This window comes from Burkholderia sp. AU33545 (genome assembly GCF_020419685.1).
Classification (GTDB): domain Bacteria; phylum Pseudomonadota; class Gammaproteobacteria; order Burkholderiales; family Burkholderiaceae; genus Burkholderia; species Burkholderia diffusa.
In genome coordinates, this window is the sequence record NZ_JAIZRQ010000002.1 from 494,552 (window position 1) to 511,262 (window position 16,711).

General features: G+C 69.5%; 19 protein-coding genes. 10 read left to right on the forward strand and 9 right to left on the reverse strand.

The window, feature by feature from the left end; genetic code table 11:
- Positions 1-304: 304 nt before the first annotated feature.
- Positions 305-1,183: a neutral zinc metallopeptidase gene (locus tag LGM71_RS08085; RefSeq protein ID WP_059599167.1), complete on the reverse strand. Its 879-nt coding sequence runs from the start codon at positions 1,181-1,183 to the stop codon at positions 305-307.
- Between the two features lie 426 nt (positions 1,184-1,609).
- On the opposite strand from LGM71_RS08085, the gene LGM71_RS08090 reads away from it, so the two are divergent.
- The 5 genes from LGM71_RS08090 (at position 1,610) to LGM71_RS08110 (ending at position 6,563) form a co-directional block, all read left to right on the forward strand.
- The gene (locus LGM71_RS08090) at positions 1,610-2,401 is read left to right on the forward strand and encodes an SDR family NAD(P)-dependent oxidoreductase (protein ID WP_174906390.1); all 792 of its coding nucleotides are present in this window, start codon (positions 1,610-1,612) and stop codon (positions 2,399-2,401) included.
- 191 nt (positions 2,402-2,592) lie between these two features.
- Complete coding sequence (locus LGM71_RS08095; protein WP_226114573.1) at positions 2,593-3,627, forward strand: LysR family transcriptional regulator; 1,035 nt, start codon at positions 2,593-2,595, stop codon at positions 3,625-3,627.
- A 98-nt stretch (positions 3,628-3,725) separates the two neighbouring features.
- A complete protein-coding gene (locus LGM71_RS08100) occupies positions 3,726-4,424 on the forward strand; it encodes a DUF4286 family protein (RefSeq protein ID WP_226114574.1) in 699 nt (232 codons plus the stop codon).
- A 68-nt stretch (positions 4,425-4,492) separates the two neighbouring features.
- A complete protein-coding gene (locus tag LGM71_RS08105; protein WP_059599233.1) occupies positions 4,493-5,812 on the forward strand; it encodes an MFS transporter in 1,320 nt (439 codons plus the stop codon).
- 49 nt (positions 5,813-5,861) lie between these two features.
- Positions 5,862-6,563, forward strand: a complete 702-nt coding sequence (locus tag LGM71_RS08110; RefSeq protein ID WP_226114575.1) for a DUF2848 domain-containing protein — start codon at positions 5,862-5,864, stop codon at positions 6,561-6,563.
- Positions 6,564-6,639: 76 nt separating this feature from the next.
- Here LGM71_RS08110 and LGM71_RS08115 read toward each other — a convergent pair whose 3' ends face one another.
- Positions 6,640-7,620, reverse strand: a complete 981-nt coding sequence (locus tag LGM71_RS08115) for an NAD-dependent epimerase/dehydratase family protein (RefSeq protein WP_226114576.1) — start codon at positions 7,618-7,620, stop codon at positions 6,640-6,642.
- A 99-nt stretch (positions 7,621-7,719) separates the two neighbouring features.
- Between LGM71_RS08115 and LGM71_RS08120 the strand changes: the two genes are divergently transcribed.
- Complete coding sequence (locus LGM71_RS08120) at positions 7,720-8,619, forward strand: LysR family transcriptional regulator (protein ID WP_226114577.1); 900 nt, start codon at positions 7,720-7,722, stop codon at positions 8,617-8,619.
- A 40-nt stretch (positions 8,620-8,659) separates the two neighbouring features.
- Here the strand turns inward: LGM71_RS08120 and LGM71_RS08125 are convergent, their stop codons facing one another.
- From LGM71_RS08125 to LGM71_RS08135, 3 genes are read right to left on the reverse strand one after another with little or no spacing between them, the layout of a single operon-like run.
- On the reverse strand, positions 8,660-8,980 hold the full coding sequence (locus LGM71_RS08125; protein WP_226114578.1) for a hypothetical protein: 321 nt from the start codon (positions 8,978-8,980) through the stop codon (positions 8,660-8,662).
- Positions 8,981-9,006: 26 nt separating this feature from the next.
- Positions 9,007-9,273, reverse strand: coding sequence for a hypothetical protein (locus LGM71_RS08130; RefSeq protein ID WP_151049052.1), 267 nt, complete (start codon positions 9,271-9,273; stop codon positions 9,007-9,009).
- A gap of 51 nt (positions 9,274-9,324) precedes the next feature.
- Positions 9,325-10,197: a LysR family transcriptional regulator gene (locus LGM71_RS08135; protein WP_124628213.1), complete on the reverse strand. Its 873-nt coding sequence runs from the start codon at positions 10,195-10,197 to the stop codon at positions 9,325-9,327.
- A 160-nt stretch (positions 10,198-10,357) separates the two neighbouring features.
- Here LGM71_RS08135 and LGM71_RS08140 point away from each other — a divergent pair, with 160 nt between their 5' ends.
- A complete protein-coding gene (locus LGM71_RS08140; RefSeq protein WP_226114579.1) occupies positions 10,358-11,818 on the forward strand; it encodes an MFS transporter in 1,461 nt (486 codons plus the stop codon).
- Positions 11,819-11,881: 63 nt separating this feature from the next.
- Here the strand turns inward: LGM71_RS08140 and LGM71_RS08145 are convergent, their stop codons facing one another.
- Positions 11,882-12,085, reverse strand: a complete 204-nt coding sequence (locus tag LGM71_RS08145; protein ID WP_059600306.1) for an oxidoreductase-like domain-containing protein — start codon at positions 12,083-12,085, stop codon at positions 11,882-11,884.
- A gap of 12 nt (positions 12,086-12,097) precedes the next feature.
- On the opposite strand from LGM71_RS08145, the gene LGM71_RS33265 reads away from it, so the two are divergent.
- Positions 12,098-12,229: a hypothetical protein gene (locus tag LGM71_RS33265; protein ID WP_260437182.1), complete on the forward strand. Its 132-nt coding sequence runs from the start codon at positions 12,098-12,100 to the stop codon at positions 12,227-12,229.
- Between the two features lie 32 nt (positions 12,230-12,261).
- Here LGM71_RS33265 and LGM71_RS08150 read toward each other — a convergent pair whose 3' ends face one another.
- Complete coding sequence (locus tag LGM71_RS08150) at positions 12,262-12,975, reverse strand: SDR family NAD(P)-dependent oxidoreductase (protein WP_059686051.1); 714 nt, start codon at positions 12,973-12,975, stop codon at positions 12,262-12,264.
- Between the two features lie 321 nt (positions 12,976-13,296).
- On the opposite strand from LGM71_RS08150, the gene LGM71_RS08155 reads away from it, so the two are divergent.
- A complete protein-coding gene (locus tag LGM71_RS08155; RefSeq protein ID WP_226114767.1) occupies positions 13,297-13,974 on the forward strand; it encodes a dihydrodipicolinate reductase C-terminal domain-containing protein in 678 nt (225 codons plus the stop codon).
- Positions 13,975-14,074: 100 nt separating this feature from the next.
- On the opposite strand, the gene LGM71_RS08160 is transcribed toward LGM71_RS08155, so the two are convergent.
- Both LGM71_RS08160 and LGM71_RS08165 read right to left on the reverse strand, forming a co-directional pair.
- On the reverse strand, positions 14,075-14,884 hold the full coding sequence (locus tag LGM71_RS08160; protein WP_174906398.1) for an SDR family oxidoreductase: 810 nt from the start codon (positions 14,882-14,884) through the stop codon (positions 14,075-14,077).
- Positions 14,881-15,714 (reverse strand): molybdenum cofactor biosynthesis F family protein, encoded by an 834-nt coding sequence (locus tag LGM71_RS08165; protein ID WP_226114580.1) that lies wholly within the window; start codon positions 15,712-15,714, stop codon positions 14,881-14,883. Before LGM71_RS08165 ends, LGM71_RS08160 begins: the two co-directional genes overlap by 4 nt.
- 170 nt (positions 15,715-15,884) lie before the next feature.
- On the opposite strand from LGM71_RS08165, the gene LGM71_RS08170 reads away from it, so the two are divergent.
- A complete protein-coding gene (locus LGM71_RS08170) occupies positions 15,885-16,682 on the forward strand; it encodes an AraC family transcriptional regulator (protein WP_226114581.1) in 798 nt (265 codons plus the stop codon).
- Positions 16,683-16,711 lie beyond the last annotated feature (29 nt).

Genomic DNA, 16,711 nt, shown 5'->3' on the forward strand with positions numbered 1-16,711 from the left:
GGCCGTGTTGCGACAACCGAATCGACGTCAGGACATCATGCGCCGCGAACCCTGCGGTCGACGATGGCCGTCGACGGTGGCGCGAGACATCGCACGCACCGGCCGTGTCCCGACGACGGAATCTGCGTCGGGAAGGCATGCGCCGTGAGCCGCAGGACCGAGCATGGACGTCGAAGACGGCGCGGAACATCGCGCACGCCGATCGAGCGCGATCGGAACGATCGGCGAAGTTTCCGGAGCGGCCGCGCGGGCGGCCTCGAAACGAAGGCGCGGCACCATGCGCGCCCCGCCCTGTCAGTGAATATCAGTGCGCGTTCGCGGCGAACGTGTCGCAGGCGCTCACTTCGCCCGATTCCATCCCGCGCCGCAGCCAGTACACACGCTGCTCGCTGGTGCCGTGCGTGAAGCTCTCCGGCACGACGTAGCCCTGGCCTTGCTGCTGCAGCCGATCGTCGCCGATCGCGGCGGCCGCCTTCAGCCCCTGCTCGAAATCACCTGGCTCCATCAGCCGCTGGTTCGCGCGCTGCGCGTTGTTCGCCCACACGCCGGCGAAGCAGTCGGCCTGCAGTTCCATCCGCACCGACAGCGCGTTCGAGCGCGCTTCGCTCGAACGGCGGCGCGCGGCATCGACCTTGTCGGAAATGCCGAGCAGGTTCTGCACATGATGGCCGACTTCGTGCGCGACCACGTAGGCCTGCGCGAAATCGCCACCCGCGCCGAAGCGCTTGCGCAGTTCGTCGTAGAAGCCGAGATCGATGTACACGTTGTGGTCGCCCGGACAGTAGAACGGCCCCATCGCGGTCTGGCCGGTGCCGCACGCGGTCGGCGTCGAGTTCGTGAACATCACGAGCTTCGGCGGTTGGTACTGCGCATGCAACTGGGTGTTGAAGACGCCCGTCCACGTGCGCTCGATATTGCCGAGCACCTTGCGCGTGAACACCGCGCCGGGATCGTTCGCCGGTGCGCCCTGGTGCTGCGTAGGCGCGGGCTGGGCCTGCTGCTGCCGGCCCTGCAGCGCCGACGCGCCTTCGAGCACGACGCGCGGGTCGATCCCGAAAAAATACGATGCAGCCAGCGCGACCACGATCGTGCCGATGCCGATCGTCGCGCGCCCGCCGCCGAACCCGCCACCGCCGCGTCGATCCTCGACGTTCACGCTTTCTCTTTCGTCGTCCAGCCTCATTGCCGGCCCCTCCCTGTTCCTGTCGATGGTCCGGCCGCGCGATGCGCGACCGGGCGATCAGCCACCGCGCCCTGCGCCATCGGCAGAGCTGATGTATCCGTATCGGTCGCATGCGCACGCCGATCTTGCCGCCTGCCGCTCCGCTTGCACGACGGAATCGGGCGGCCGTCGCGCCCCGCACTGATGGGCGGGCGCGCCCGCGCCATTTTGCCGGGCTTTTGCGACGCATCGCAAAAATACGGAGGATAGAGCGATTCGGCGCCGGACATCGTCAGCTTTTGCAAAATGACCGCGATCTGGCCGGTCGGCCCGGTGCGCGATACCGCCCTCGACCGTCCGGCCGGTACGCGTTCATCCTTTCGGCGGATACCGGCGTGCGTCGGCGGCACCTAAAGTGACCGGAAACGACACCTTCCGGAGAACGACATGACGCACCCGCAACCCCGTACGATCGCGATCACCGGCGCAGGCACCGGCATCGGCGCCGCGTGCGCGCGCCGCTTCGCCGCCCGCGGCGATCGCGTCGCGCTGATCGGGCGGCGTCGGGCGCCGCTCGACGCGCTCGCCGCCGAGACAGGCGGCCTCGCGCTCGCCGGCGACGCCGCGAGCACGGCCGACTGGGCGCGTTTCCTGCCTGAGATCGCTGCACGGTTCGGCCCCGTCGATGCGCTCGTCGCATGCGCGGGCGGCCACGGTCTCGGCCGCGCGGACGAAACCGACGACGCGCAATGGCGCGACGCGATGCATGCGAACCTCGACACCGCGTTCGTCAGCGCACGCGCATGCCTGCCCGACCTGATCGCGCGGCGCGGCAGCATCGTGCTGGTCGCGTCGATCGCGGCGCTCGCGGCCGGGCCCGGCGTATGCGGCTATACGGTCGGCAAGCATGCACTGCTCGGGCTCGCGCGTTCGCTCGCACGCGACTACGGGCCGCACGGCGTGCGCGCGAATGCGGTGTGCCCGGGCTGGGTCCGCACGCCGATGGCGGATGCGGAAATGGCGCCGCTGATGTCCGCTCACGGCGACACGCTCGACGGCGCCTATGCGCGCGTCAGTGCCGACGTGCCGCTGCGGCGCGCGGCCGATCCGGACGAGATCGCGGCCGTGTGCGCGTTCCTGGCCTCGCCCGACGCGTCGTTCGTGACCGGCGCGACGCTCGTGGCCGACGGCGGTGCGATGGTCGTCGATGTGCCGACGCTCGCGTTCGACAAGCTGTGATGCCTGAAGACACGAAGCCCACGTGACACCGCGTTGCGGGCGGCCGCACAAGGTCGGGCGCGCGTCTTCCGGCACTCGAACGCCCGCCCCCCCGCCCCGGCACGCACGGCGCGCGTTCACGCCCCGGAAATCCGCTAACATCGACCGATCCCGCCGCCCCCGCGCGGCACTGCCTCACCGCTCGGAATTCGATGAACATCCGGTTTCTTGAAACCTTCGTCTGGCTCGCGAAGCTGGAGAACTTCCGGCTCACGGCCGAGAAACTGCACACGACGCAGGCGGCCGTATCGAGCCGCATCGCGTCGCTCGAAGAGGCGTTCGACGTGCGTCTGTTCGACCGCAACACGCGCTCGGCCACGCTCACGCCCGCGGGGCGGCGCATGCTCGCTTACGCGGAGCGAATCGTGCGGCTCGACAGCGAGATGCGGCGCGACATCGACGCGGCGAGCGACGCGGGCCTGATCCGGATCGGCGTGATCGAATCGATCGTTCACAGCTGGTTTCCGGCGCTGATGGCGCAATTGCGCGAGCGCTATCCGCGCCTCGACGTCGAAATCACGAGCGATACGACGCTGCACCTGATTCGCCTGTTGAGCACCGACGGCGTCGACCTGATCCTGCAGACCGACCCGGTGCCGGGCCCCGACTTCACGAACCTGCCGCTGTGCGAATTCCCGGTGCGCTGGGCGGCCAGCCCGCGCCTCGGGCTCGGCGGCGAACGGCTCGACATCGCGCGGCTCGCCGCGTATCCGATCATCAGCTTCTCGCGACATTCGGGGCCTCACGCAACGATCGAGCGGCTGTTCGCGGCCGTCGAACGGCCGGCCAGCATCAACTGCATCACGTCGGTCGCCGCGATGATCCGGCTCGTCGCCGACGGCTTCGGCGTGGCCGCGCTGCCGCCCGCGATCATCGGGCGCGAACTGCAGGAAGGCGCGCTCGAACTGCTCGACGTCGAACCCGAATTCCCCGCGCTGCCGCTCGTCGCGTCGTATCGCACGCAGGGCCTGCCGGTCGCCGCGCGCATCGCGGAACTGGCGAGCGAAGTTGCACGCGCGATGCCGGCCGCATCGAGTCATGCGAAGACGGGCGCATCGGCAAAGGCCGAGGCTGTCGACGAAGCTCCCGTCCGCCCGACAAGAAAAACCCGGACCGCAGCGGCAAAACGCATGCCGGAATCCGCACCGCCCGCCACCCCGGCGAAACGCCGTCCGCGCCGCTCATAAGAAAACCTGTTCACCGCGAATTTGTTTTCTTGTTGGACGGGCACGGCCCGTCTTCGGGACACTGCGGTTCCTGACACACCCGTCACGAGGAACCCGCCATGACCCGCCTTTCCCTTCCACACGGCCAGCTCTGCGTCTGGACGGACATCGACCCCGCGCACGAAGCCGATTTCAACGCGTGGTACGACCGCGAGCACATGCAGGAGCGTGTCGCGATTCCCGGCTTCACGCATGCGCGACGGTTTCGCGCGACGGACGGCGGCCCGCGCAAGTACCTCGCGCTCTACGTGACGGACACGCTCGACGTGTTCCGCAGCGACGCGTATCGGCGCGCATTCACGCGGCAGACCGCCTGGTCGCTCGCGAACTTCGAACGGATGACGGGCACGCAGCGGCGAGTCGGCGACCTGACGATCGAGGCCGGCGACGGCGAAGGCATGCATCTCGCGCTGTTCGTGCTGCAGCCTGAGCGCATCGACGTGCCGCACCTGCGCGAGCGCTTCGACGCGGTGCTGAGCGAACCCGGCATCCATGCGGCACGGCTGTTCCGCACCGTGCCGGACCTGTCCGCGCCGATCGGCGCCGATGCGGACGCGCGTCCGGCCGCCGACGCGCTCGTGCTGATCGAGGGCAGCGATGCGGCGGCCACCCGCCGCGTCGCCACCGCCATCGCCACCGCCATCGCCGGTCACGACGAAGTGCGCACCTTCGACCTGCTTTGGCGCGCCGCCGCGCCGCCGCCGGCGGCCGGTCGCGATGCCGAAACGAAAGCGGCCGCCGCCGCCCTGCCGGCCTGAATCCCGACTTCGCCACCGGCCGCGTCATCCGTCATCGGCACGCGCGTCATCCCGTCATCCTTCACGACATGCCCGACACCATGAGCACTCTCGCCCAGCCCGCCGCCCACGCACCCCGCCGCGTCCGCAACAGCCGACTCGCGACCGCGAGCATGATCGGCACGTCGCTCGAGTGGTACGACTTCACGATCTACAACACGCTCGCCGCGCTCGTCTTCAATCATCTGTTCTTTCCGTCGGTCGATCCGCTGGCCGGCACGATCCTCGCGTTCTCGACCTACGCGGTCGGCTACGTATCGCGCCCGCTCGGCGGCTTCGTGTTCGGCAATCTCGGCGACCGCATCGGCCGCCGTGCGGTGCTGATGCTCACGCTCGTGCTGATGGGCGTCACGACCGCGCTGATGGGCGCGCTGCCGACCTATGCGCAGGCCGGCATCCTGAGCCCGATCCTGCTCGTCGCGCTGCGCTTCGTGCAGGGCGTCGCGCTCGGCGGCGAATGGGCCGGCGCGGTGCTGCTGTCGGTCGAGCACGGCGACCAGAAGCGGCGCGGGCTGTCCGCATCGTGGACGCAGATCGGCCCGTCGTTCGGCACGCTGCTCGGTACCGGCTGCATCGCGCTCGTGACACTGTCGACCACGTCGGGCGACTTCCTGTCGTGGGGCTGGCGCGTGCCGTTCGCGGCCAGCGCGCTGCTCGTCGTGTTCGGTTTCTGGCTGCGGCGCGGCGTCGACGAAACGCCGCAGTTCGAGCAGCTCGCCGAATCGCACGCGACCGCCGAGGTGCCCGTCGCCGACGTGCTGAAGTATCACTGGAAGCGCCTGCTGATCGCGGGCGGGTCGCGGATCGGTTCGGACGTGCTGTACGCGCTGATCGTCGTGTTCACGCTGACCTACGTGACGACCGTGCTGCACCTGTCGCGCCCCGTCGCACTGACGGCCGTGATGATCGGCACGGCGTGCAACGCGCTCGCGGTGCCGTTCTTCGGTGCGCTGTCGGACCGCTTCGGACGCCGCCCCGTGTACCTCGCCGGCGCGATCGCCGGGATCGTGTGGGCGTTCGTGTTCTTCACGATGCTCGATTCGGCGCGGCCGGGTGCGATCGTCGCGGCGGTTGCGATCGGCCTCGTGATCCATGCGGCGATGTACGGCCCGCAAGGCGCGTTCGTCACCGAACAGTTCCCGACGCGCGTGCGTTACGCGGGCTCGTCGCTGGCCTACACGCTCGCTGGCATCGTCGGCGGCGGCTTCGCGCCGCTCGTGATCGCGACGCTGTTCCGCGAGACGGGAACGACGACGGCCGTGTCGCTGTACGTCACCGCGTCGCTCGTCGTCACGTCGATCGCGCTGCTGGCCGCGCGCGAGACCGCGCACCGGCCGCTCGCGGATTGAGCGTCCCTGCCGATCGTTTCATTCATTCGCACTTCAAACGGATACCCGCATGCAAGCCCTGTCGTTCAACGTGATGTCCCCGCAAGGTGCGCCCGCTCATGTCGACGTCGAGATCGAACGTGTCGTGATTGCCGGCTGGGCCGGCCGCGATCCGGCCGCGATCCGCGCGCACGTCGACGAACTCGCGGCGCTCGGCGTCGCGCCGCCGTCGACCACGCCGTGCTTCTATCGCGTGTCGTCCGCGCTGCTCACGCAGGCGGCGTCGATCGGCGTGCTCGGCGCGCGCTCGGGCGGCGAGATCGAGTGCGTGCTGATCGACAGCCCGGTCGGCACGCTGGTGACGGTCGGTTCCGATCATACGGATCGGGAAGTCGAGGCCTACGGCGTCGCGGTGTCGAAGCAGGTATGCGCGAAACCGCTCGGCCGCGATGCGTGGCGCCATGCGGACGTTGCCGATCACTGGGACGCGATCGAGATGCGTTCATGGTTGATCGGACCTGGCGGAGAACGCGTCGCGTATCAGCACGGCGCCGTCAGCGGGCTGCTCGCGCCCGATGCGCTGTGGCAGCGCTTCGACGACCGGCGCACGATGCCCGCGCGCTGCGCGATGTTCGGCGGCACGGTCGCCGTGCACGGCGCGATCGCGGCGATGGGCGACGGTGACACATTCGAGATGGAACTGCACGACCCGGTGCTCGGGCGCAGCCTCCGGCACCGGTATGCGGTCGAGGTATTGCCGGTCGTCGCGTGACGGCAGGTGGCAGGCGCGCATGCGATCACGGACATGAACCGCATGCGGGCCCGCCATCCGCGTGCCCCGCTCGCCGTCATCGCAAGCAGCCCAGCCCGGCCAGCGCCGCCTCCACCGCGGTATCGAGCGGCGTCATCGGCTCGCGGCCCAGCACCGCCGTCACCCGCGCGTTGTCCATCCGGAGCGGCTCGCGCCACAGATAGCGCATCTCGAGCATCTCGCGCATCGTCGTGACGAACGGTGCCGCCGCCCACACAAGCCACCACGGAAATCGCCGCACCGTCGGCCGCATCCCGTGCCGCTGCGCGACGCGGCGCACGGCCTGCGTCATCTGCGTGCCGTCCGCGTCCCAGTGCCCGCCGAGATGGAAGCGCGCGAACGGCTCCAGCGTGTCGCGTCGCTCGAGCAGCTCGACCATCGTGCGCGCGACGTCCGGCACGTACGCCCATTGATGGCCGACGCCCGGCCGGCCCGGCACGCTGATGGCCGCGACGGGCCGCCCTGCCTTGACGAGCCCCTGCCCGAACCAGTTGTTGCCCGCATGCCCCCCGAAGAAATCGCCGGCCCGCACGATGATCGTCCGGACGCCCTGCGCGGTCGCCGCCTGCAAGCGCCGCTCCATCTCGACGCGGATCGCGCCCTTGCGCGTCACCGGATGCTGCGGCGCCTCTTCGCGCAACACGGGAAACGCGTCGGGGCCGTAGTTGTAGATCGTCCCCGGCAGCACGACGGTCGCCTGCGCCACCGTCGCCGCCGCGATCGTGTTGTCGAGCATCGGCAGCACCTGCGTCGACCAGTTCCGGTAACCGGGCGGGTTCACCGCATGCACGATCACGCTGCAGCCGCGCGCCGCGCGGACCACCGCCTCGCGATCGAGCGCGTCGCCGCGCATCCAGGCGATCCCGTCGCGCTCCACCGTCTCGGCGTCGAGCGCGCGCTTGAGCGCGCGCACCTGCCAGCCGGCATCGCGCAACTGACGCGCGACCTCGCCGCCGATGCCTCCGCTCGCGCCGAGCACGAGTGCCTGTCGTTGCGTTCCGCCTGCGTTTGCCGTCATGGTCGTTCTCCGTGAATGAACCGTTGTCTGCACGCATTCTGGCGCGAGGCCGCCTAGCAAGGAATTGCCGAACATGATGGATTAGCTATACATTTATGTATGGCCATCGATCTGAACTGGGAACGCTACCGCACCTTCCTCGCCGTGCTGACGGAAGGCTCGCTGTCGGGCGCGGCGCGCGCGCTCGGCATCACGCAGCCAACGGCCGGCCGTCACGTCGCGGCGCTCGAGGCCACGTTCGGCCAAACGCTCTTCACGCGCTCGCCGTCGGGGCTGCTGCCGACCGAGGCAGCGCTCGCGCTGCGCGGTCACGCCGAGGCGCTGCGCAGCGCGGCAGCCGCGTTCGAGCGCGCGGCCGCGAGCCACGGCGCGGGCGTGCGCGGCACCGTGCGGATCTCGGCCAGCGACGTGATCGCGGTCGAAGTCCTGCCGCCCATGCTTGCGCAGTTGCGGCGCGATCATCCGGGGCTCGTCATCGAACTGGTGCCGACCGACCGCATCCAGGACGTACTGAACCGCGAGGCCGACATCGCGGTGCGGATGGCGCCGCCCGCGCAGGACGCGCTCGTCGCACGGCGCATTGGCGAGATCGACGTCGCGCTGTATGCCCGCGACGACTACCTGGCGCGCAACGGGACGCCGTCGTCGACGGACGAACTCGCGCATCACGCGCTGATCGGCTTCGATACGGTGACGCCATTCATCCGCTCGGCAGGACGCGGGATGCCGCTGTGGAAGCGCGATGCGTTCGCGCTGCGCACCGACAGCAATCTCGCGCAGCTCGCGATGATTCGCGCCGGCTACGGGATCGGCTTCTGCCAGAACCGGCTCGCGCAGCGCGATGCGCGGCTCGTGCGCGTGCTGCCGGACGGGCCCGCGATGAAACTGGAAACGTGGGTGGTCATGCACGAGGATCTGCGGGCGAGCCCGCGTTGCCGGGCCGTGTTCGATGCACTGGCTACCGGGCTGCGCACGTATGCCGAAGGGACGGCCGACTAGGCCGCTCCAGCCCGCTGCGCCCGCCAGTCGCCGCGATGCGCTATTCGTGGATCTTGCCGGCGAACAGGATGTCGGCCATGCGCCGCCACGGATTGTCGGGCAGGTCGTAGCAGCGCGGCCCATCCTCGGACGCCTCGGCCCAGTCGACCATCGCCTCCAGGTACTCGCCGATCGAGCGGTTTTCCCAGCCGAGCGCGGCGGCCCCGAATGGCGACGGCGACACGTCTGCGTCGAGCTGGCGCTCCTTGTGCCAGTCATGGCCGAGCACGCGCAGGAAATGGATCAGCGAGCGCTCGTCGACCACCCGCTCCAGCGCGTGCTGCAGCCGCGCCGCCATTTCGCTTTTCAGTTCGTCGTTCATGCGTATCGCTCCCTGCTACGCAACGTTCAGAAAGCTTCCACCTCGCACCAACCGGGGTACGTTTCCTCGACGATGAAGAAATCGTCGAAGTAGACCAGCCCGAGCCGCTCGAGCGACCTCATGCACGCATCGGCCGCGTCGCCGCCGAAGAACGGGCCGAGCGACACCAGCCGGTCCGACTCGTCGAAATACTCGGCGAAATTGAATTCGCGCATGACCGCGGACAGGTCGACCGCTTTCTCGACCAGCGCCGCGCGTCGAACGACGATCCCGAAATCTCTCGATATTTTCATTGGTGCCGCCCCCGTCGAATACGTGCGTCTGCGCCGACGCGCATGCCTGCGTCACATCAGCAACTGCCGCGACAGCACCTCGCGTGCCTGCGTGACCGTCTCGCGTTCGCCCGGCATCGGCGGCGTCAACGAGAACACGGCGTCGGGCAGCGCCGGCAGCCGGTATTTCGCGCCGAGCCGCACGAGACCCTCGCCGATCGCCGATGCGCACAGGCAGCCGACGCCGAGCCCCGCCGCCAGCATCGACTGCAGCCCCGCGACGCCCGACGCGCTGTGCACGAGCACATACGGCGCGTGCTGCTCGTCGAGCGAGCGCACGGCGATCTGATGCATCATGCAGTCGTCCGGCAGCAACACGAGCGGTAACGGCTCGGGCAACTGCTCGGCGAGCGCGGGCGATGCAACCCACGACAGCGGCTCGCGCCGTAGCACCCAGCGCGTATCGGCCGACGCGGGCCGGAACGGGCCGCTCGACAGGTTCATCACGACGCCGAGATCGATCTGTCCGCGCGCATGCGCGGCTTCGATCTCCGCGCTCTTCATCGCGCTCACGTGCAGGCTCAGTTGCGGGTAGCACTCCCGCAACCGCGCGAGCAGGCCCGCGACTTCGTGCGTCCGGTAGTAATCGGTGATCGCGACGCGCAACTCGCCCTTGATCGCCTGGCCGCGCACTTCGTCGAACGCGGCCTCGTTCAGCGCGACGATGCGGCGCGCATGCTGCAGCAAACGTGCGCCGGCCGGTGTCGGCTCCACGCCGCGCTTGCTGCGCACGAACAGCGGCACGCCGGCGCGCGATTCGAGCTTGCGCACCTGCTCGCTCACCGTCGACTGTGACAGATGCAGCACCGGCGCGGCCGCCGTAAGGCTGCCCGCATCCGCCACCGCCGCAAAAGTGCGCAACTGATCCAGGTCGAAACCGCGCATCGCCCTCTCCATCCATCGAATAACCCGATGGATGCTACCACCAATTCCCGCTTTTCCGATTCATCGGCAATCCGCAGAATATGGGTTCAACGGCTCGCACGCGCCCGGTTCAACGGGCTTCGACATGCGTTGCAGCCCTCATTCTTCCGGACTTCCGTTCATGACCGACAACACCCTCGCCCCTTGCGCGCCGGCCGGCACGGCCGCCGCGGCACCGCCGCGCAGCCATCACGGCTGGGCGCTCGTGGTCCTGCTGGTCGGCGCCATTCTGCCGCCGCTCGACTACTTCATCGTGAATCTCGCGCTGCCGGCCATCCGCGACGGCATCGGCGCACGACCGTCCGAGCTGCAGCTCGTCGTGTCGGCCTACGCATGCGCGAACGCGGTCGTGCAGATCACCGGCGGGCGTCTGGGCGACCTGTACGGCCGCAAGCGGATGTTCATGATCGGGATGGCCGGCTTCGTCGTCGCATCGACGCTGTGCGGGCTCGCCGGCAGCGGCGCGGTGCTGGTCGGCGGCCGCGTGCTCCAGGGCCTGTTCGCCGCGGTCCTCGCGCCGCAAGTGCTCGCGACGATCCGCGGCGTGTTCAGCCCGCAGGAGCAGGTGCGCGTGATGGGTTTCTACGGTTTCGTGTTCGGTCTCGCGGCCGTGATCGGCCAACTGGGCGGCGGCGCATTGATCAGCCTCCATCCGTTCGGGCTCGGCTGGCGCGCGATCTTCCTCGTCAACGTGCCGATCGGCGTCTTCGCGCTACTTGGCAGCTGGCGCTTCATCCCGGAAAGCCGGCCGCCACGCGGCCAGCGTATCGACGTGCCCGGCACGGTGCTGCTGTCGCTGTTCCTGCTGATGCTCGTCTACCCGCTCACGCACGGACGCGAGGCGGGCTGGCCGCTGTGGATGGTCGCGTGCATCGCCGGGGCGCTGCCGATGCTCGGCGCGCTGCTGGCGGTCGAAGCGCGCCGGATCGCGGGCGGCCGCGATCCGCTGCTCGACGTGCGCCTGCTGCGCAATCCGGTCGTCGTGCTCGGGCTCATGCTCGCGTTCCTGTTCTACATGCTGAGCGCGTTCTTCCTGAGCTACGGGATCTATCTGCAGGGCTGCCTGGACTGGTCGCCGCTCGCGTCGGGGCTGGCGATCCTGCCGCTCGGCATCGGCTTCCTCGCGAGCCCGCTGTTGATGCCGCGCCTCGTCGACCGGTTCGGCGGCCATCGCGTGCTCATGCTCGGCTTCGCGATGCTCGCGGCCGGCGTCGCGACCGCCGCCGCACTGGCCGGCGAACACGCGCCCGGCCCGGGCTTTTACGCGGGCATCGCGGCGATCGGCATCGGGCAAGGCCTCGTGCTGCCGTCGGTCGTGCGGATCGTGCTCGCGGAAGTCGACGCGGCGCGCGCCGGGGTCGCATCGGGCATGGTCAGCACGATGCTGCAGATCGGCGCGGCCGTCGGGGCGGCGACACTTGGCGGGCTGTTCTTCGCGCGGCTCGGCGCGCAGCCGGGTGCGCTCGACTACGTGCAGGGGTTCAGGACGGCGATGTGGGCGCTGACGGTCGTGTTGCTCGTGTGCGTCGCGTTGTCTGCCGCGCTGGGACCGATGCATCGACGCATGCGCGCCGGCGCGTGACGACACGGGTCGGACCACACATCGCCCGCGGCGAATCGGGGCATGCGCGACCGCTTGCGGGTATCAAGCTCGTTTGTGATGCTTGAGTTGCGCGTGCCGCGCTTCCCATTCGGCCAGCTCGACGCGATAGCGCGCCAGCGCTTCGTCGTACAGGTCGAAAACGCACGGCGAGCAGCCGCTGTTGCAGCAGTCTTCCAGTTCGGGTTGTTCGGGCGGGGTCGGACGCGGATCGTCGGCGAGCGTATCCGCGGAGGCAGGCTTGGTCACGGCTTCAGTCACATGATGTCGAACGCCCAGTATACGGTGATGGACCGCGGCATGCAGGCCGCCGGCCGTATGCAGCCGTGCAACCTGCTGATCGACATCGCGGCGATCGCGCACATTCCGCGTGCGCGATTTCGCATGCCCTGACGTCGTACTCGAGTGCGATCGCCCGTCAGCCGCTACGCCACGCGACCACTCACGGGAATCGATGCGCCGGTGATCGCCTGCGCGTCAGTCGACAGCAGGAACCCGATCGTCGCGGCGATCTGCTCGGGCCGGACCCAGCGCGTGAAATCCGCATCGGGCATGTCCGCACGGTTCGGCGGCGTGTCGATGATGCTGGGCAACAGCGCATTCACGGTCACGCCGCGATCGAGCAGTTCCGCCGCCAGCGCCTCGGTGAGTCGCGCGACGCCCGCCTTCGCGGCCGCATACGCGCCCATTCCCGCGCCTGCCTTGAACGCCGCACCCGCGCCGATGTTGACGATGCGGCCCGCCGGGCTCGCCACCAGGTACGGCAGCGCGGCCTTCGACGCATTCAGCGCCGTCTTCACGTTCAGTTCGTACATGCGGTCCCACGTGGCTGCGTCGCCATCGGCGATCGTCTGCCACACGAACGCGCCTGCAATGTTCAGCAGCGCGTCCACCCGGCCGAATTCGCGATTCACGGTGTCAAGCGCGCGTGCAGCTGCCTGCGGATCGACGAGATCGATGCCGCCGAGGCGCAGCGCATCGGCCGGCACGCCGGGCAACGCCTGCGCGTCCGGCGCGCTGCCACGGCCGATCAGCGCGACGCGAGCGCCGCGCTGGCCGAGCCAGGCGGCTGTTGCGACGCCGAGGTGGCCGAATCCGCCGGTGATCGCGACTGCCTTGCCTTTCAGGTCGTGTTCCATCGATGTGCTCTCCAGGGTCGAAGGGGGTTGGATGATACGCGGTTCGGTGCGATGCCGGCCGCGACAGGGGCATGCCCGGCCGGTGTGTCGACAGCGTAGCGCCGTTCACGCTTCCGTGTGTGCTGCGACGGATGCGTCATCATCGACGAGGTCGATCTGTTGATACGCCGCGGCCGTGCAGATGCGCACCACACACAGCGGCAGGCCGCCGGGCATAATGCGCGATCACGGCGCGCCGCGCGGTGCACCGTGATCGCGCCGGGTCGTCGAACGGCCCGCGCCGTTTCCGTATCGAACCCCGAACCTCAACCCGTCTATCCCATGCAAGTACTCGTCGTTGGCACCGGCAAGCTGGCAGCCGAACTGCTCGGCTCGCACCGGCTCGCCCCGGCAACCTGTCGCGTGATGGCCTGGTCGGACCCCGCCCGTGGCAACGTCCGTTCGATCGTCGTTCACGCCGGATCCGGCCGCGAGCTGCCTGCCGCGATCGAATTCTGCCGCGCCACGGGGTCGCCGCTCGTCGAGCTGTCCACCGGCTCCGACCTCGAAACCGCATCGCACGACTTCCCCGTCGTGCTTTGTCCGAATACGAACATCCTGATGCTCAAGTTCATGAGCATGCTGGAAACCAGCGGCCATCTCTTTCGCGACTGCCACATCAGCGTGACGGAGTCGCACCAGGCCAGCAAGACGTCGGTGCCCGGCACCGCAGTCGGCGTCGCTCAGTCGCTCGGCGTTCCGGCGCAGGACATCCACTCCGTGCGGGACCCCGCCGAGCAGCGCGACGCCTTGCAGATTCCCGACGATCAGCTCGGCCGCCATGCGTTCCACCGGATCCGCATCGAGGACGGCGCATGCAGCCTGCAATTCGAATCCCGCGTGTACGGCGCGTCGCCTTACGCGGATGGCGTGTCGCGGATCGTCGAGGCCGTCCGGCAGCATGAACTCGAACCTCGCCGGTACTCGATCGTCGAGTTCATTCATAACGGCTGGCTTTAGTAGCGACGGGCGCGACCGGCGCGACGGTGCGCGGGTCGCACCGACTGCGCCCCTGCCGGCCCATTCGACGGCCCTCGTCGCACGATCGCGCGCGCGGCCCTTACCCGTCACCCAGCACGGCTCCGCTCTCCGGCAACGTCGCGCCGCCGTCGACGACGATCGTCTGCCCGGTGATGTACCCCGCATCGGCCGACGCGAGAAACAGCATCGCGTTCGCGATGTCCTCCGGCTCGCCCATTCGCGCAAGCGGAATGTCGCGCGCGATCTGCGCGGCGACCGACGCATCGCCGAGATTGCCGGCCGCCGGCGTGCGGATCATCCCCGGCTCGACGCCGTTGACCGTCACGTTGCGGCGCGCGAGTTCAAGCGCCGCAGCGCGAATGAAGCCGTTTACGCCTGCCTTCGACGCCGCGTAGTGCGCGAGCCCCGGATAGACGACGCGCGGCCCGGTCACCGACGACGTGACGAGCAGCCGCCCCGCCCCCGCACGCTCGAATGCCGGCAGCGCGGCCTGTGCGAGCCAGAACAGCGCCGACAGGTTGACCGACAGCGTGCGCTCGAGCAGCGACGCATCGATCTGCTCGAACGGAGTGAGCGGGAAGTACGCGGCGTTATGAACGACGACGTCGAGCCGGCCACCGTCGCGCTCGACCGCCGCGACGAGCGCGACGAGTTCGTCTCGGCTCGCGGCGTCGACGCGATACGCACGCGCAGCGCCGCCCGCGCTGGCAAGCGCGTCCGCCTGCACGGCTGCGGCATCGCCGTTGAGATCGGCCAGCGCGACGAATGCATCGGATTGCGCGAAACGGCGCGCGATTGCCGCGCCGATCCCCTGCGCCGCGCCCGTGACGAGCACGACGCGGCCACTGAAATCCGCACGCAGGCGGCCGCTGCCCGGCACGGCGTTCATCGCTGCGCCTCGTCGGAGAGCGGATGCACGGTTTCGTTCAGCACCTGCGCATGCGCGCCGATCGGGAAGTTCGACAGCATGCCGAAATCGCCGCCCTGGTATCCAAAGATCTTGCCGTCCGTCTTGCGTTGTGCGAGGTCGATCAGCACGACGCCGAGCGTCGGCACCACCTTCTCGCGCCATACGAACAGATACAGCTGCTCGGCGAGCCTGAAGTAATGGCAGCGGTCCACGTCGGCCAGCCCGCCTTCGACGCCCTGCAGACACTGCCATGCGTAGAAGTTCTCGTTCAGGTAGATGTGCTCGTAGCATTCGGTCGGGCTGTAGCGATACATCGTCCGCTTGCCGATCAGTTCGCGCGTGGGCCCGTGCAGCGGGCACGGCTGTGCATGGCCGCCGAGCGTGCCGTGCCGGAACGTCGCATCGACGCCCGTCAGCGGCAGCCCGCGCGCGACGCGCGTGAACGCGTCGACATGCGTTTCGGCTTCGGTCGGCAGCGTGCCGATCACCGACGTCCACACGCCGTCGCCGACGTCGATCACGAGACTGACCGACGTCGCGCGTGCTGCCGGGTCGATGTAGTCGACGAAGTACAGGTCGTCGCGCAGCCGCGTGACACGGCAAGGCGCCCGGCCGCCCGTGTCGGTTGCCGCGTCGCGCCATTGCAGCGCGCCCGCTTCGAACGTATAGACGCGCCATGCGCCCGATGCGTCGTCGAGTGCCAGCGACCGCCCGGCGAGCTCGTCCACGGGCGCGAGGATGTTCGCGTCCGGCGCGAAGCCGTCCGCGAGCGCGCCCACCTGAATGAATACCGTGTCCTGTCGTTCCACCTGCCGCCTCCCGCGCAGCTTCAGGCCCGGCGGGCCGTGTACGCTGCTTATGTGCCCATGGTGCGGTCTGCGCACGCCGCGCGGTATCGGCCAAAAGGATGAAGGGCGCGCGGCGCCGGAACGCGCTAAAGTGCACGTGATCCGCGCCGCTGCCGGCGCGAGGAGCGCCCATGCACCGTGTCACCCATTACCGACGCACCGATGAAGGCATCGAGGCGATCAGCCTCGAGTCCGACCGCACGTTTCCGCGGCACGCGCACGACGACTTCGGGGTCGGCGTGATCGTCAGCGGCGCGCACCGGTCCTGGAGCGGCCGCGGGCAGGTCGACGCGCTGACCGGCGACGCCATCATGGTCAATCCGGGCGAGATGCACGACGGCATGCCGATCGAAACGGGCACGGGCCGGCGTTGGCGGATGCTGTACCTCGCGCCCGCCCTGGTCGCGGGCATCGCGGCGGAAGAAGGCCTCGGGGGCGTCGAGCTCGCACATCCCGCCGTGCGTGACACGCGGCTCGCGGCCGCGTTCGGACGGTTGCATGCACGGATCGTCGCAGGAAACGACACGCTGCCGCTCGCCCGCGACGAGGCGCTCGTCATGCTGGTCGCCGGGCTGCTTGCGCGGCACTCGAATCGCGCGCTGCCACCCGTCGGCGTCGCACCGGCGATCCGGGTCGCCCGCGAGCGGCTCGATGCGGCGCCCGCCGCACCCGTTTCGCTGGCGGAACTCGCCGGCCTGAGCGGCGTGAGCCGCTTCCAGCTGCTACGCGGATTCGCGCGCGAACTCGGCATCACGCCGCACGCGTATCTGATGCAGTCCCGCACGCGGCTGGCGCGCGCACTGCTCGCGAACGGCCGGCCGATCGCGGATGCCGCGGCCGAAGCCGGTTTTGCCGACCAGAGCCATCTGACGCGCGCGTTCGCACGCCAGTTCGGGATCACGCCGGGACGATTCACGCAGGCAGGCTGAACAGGCCTCGCCGTCGCTGCGCGGCCACC

Bases quoted from the DNA above. Each gene is read 5' to 3' on its own strand.
- LGM71_RS08150 (WP_059686051.1), bottom strand. From the start codon at position 12,975: ATGGAACACGACCTGAAAGGCAAGGCAGTCGCGATCACCGGCGGATTC.
- LGM71_RS08160 (WP_174906398.1), bottom strand. From the start codon at position 14,884: ATGAACGCCGTGCCGGGCAGCGGCCGCCTGCGTGCGGATTTCAGTGGC.
- LGM71_RS08125 (WP_226114578.1), bottom strand. From the start codon at position 8,980: ATGAACGACGAACTGAAAAGCGAAATGGCGGCGCGGCTGCAGCACGCG.
- LGM71_RS08170 (WP_226114581.1), top strand. From the start codon at position 15,885: ATGCACCGTGTCACCCATTACCGACGCACCGATGAAGGCATCGAGGCG.
- LGM71_RS08115 (WP_226114576.1), bottom strand. From the start codon at position 7,620: ATGACGGCAAACGCAGGCGGAACGCAACGACAGGCACTCGTGCTCGGC.
- LGM71_RS08085 (WP_059599167.1), bottom strand. From the start codon at position 1,183: ATGAGGCTGGACGACGAAAGAGAAAGCGTGAACGTCGAGGATCGACGC.
- LGM71_RS08095 (WP_226114573.1), top strand. From the start codon at position 2,593: ATGAACATCCGGTTTCTTGAAACCTTCGTCTGGCTCGCGAAGCTGGAG.
- LGM71_RS08090 (WP_174906390.1), top strand. From the start codon at position 1,610: ATGACGCACCCGCAACCCCGTACGATCGCGATCACCGGCGCAGGCACC.
- LGM71_RS08140 (WP_226114579.1), top strand. From the start codon at position 10,358: ATGACCGACAACACCCTCGCCCCTTGCGCGCCGGCCGGCACGGCCGCC.
- LGM71_RS33265 (WP_260437182.1), top strand. From the start codon at position 12,098: ATGATGTCGAACGCCCAGTATACGGTGATGGACCGCGGCATGCAGGCC.
- LGM71_RS08100 (WP_226114574.1), top strand. From the start codon at position 3,726: ATGACCCGCCTTTCCCTTCCACACGGCCAGCTCTGCGTCTGGACGGAC.
- LGM71_RS08110 (WP_226114575.1), top strand. From the start codon at position 5,862: ATGCAAGCCCTGTCGTTCAACGTGATGTCCCCGCAAGGTGCGCCCGCT.
- LGM71_RS08120 (WP_226114577.1), top strand. From the start codon at position 7,720: ATGGCCATCGATCTGAACTGGGAACGCTACCGCACCTTCCTCGCCGTG.
- LGM71_RS08130 (WP_151049052.1), bottom strand. From the start codon at position 9,273: ATGAAAATATCGAGAGATTTCGGGATCGTCGTTCGACGCGCGGCGCTG.
- LGM71_RS08155 (WP_226114767.1), top strand. From the start codon at position 13,297: ATGCAAGTACTCGTCGTTGGCACCGGCAAGCTGGCAGCCGAACTGCTC.
- LGM71_RS08135 (WP_124628213.1), bottom strand. From the start codon at position 10,197: ATGCGCGGTTTCGACCTGGATCAGTTGCGCACTTTTGCGGCGGTGGCG.
- LGM71_RS08105 (WP_059599233.1), top strand. From the start codon at position 4,493: ATGCCCGACACCATGAGCACTCTCGCCCAGCCCGCCGCCCACGCACCC.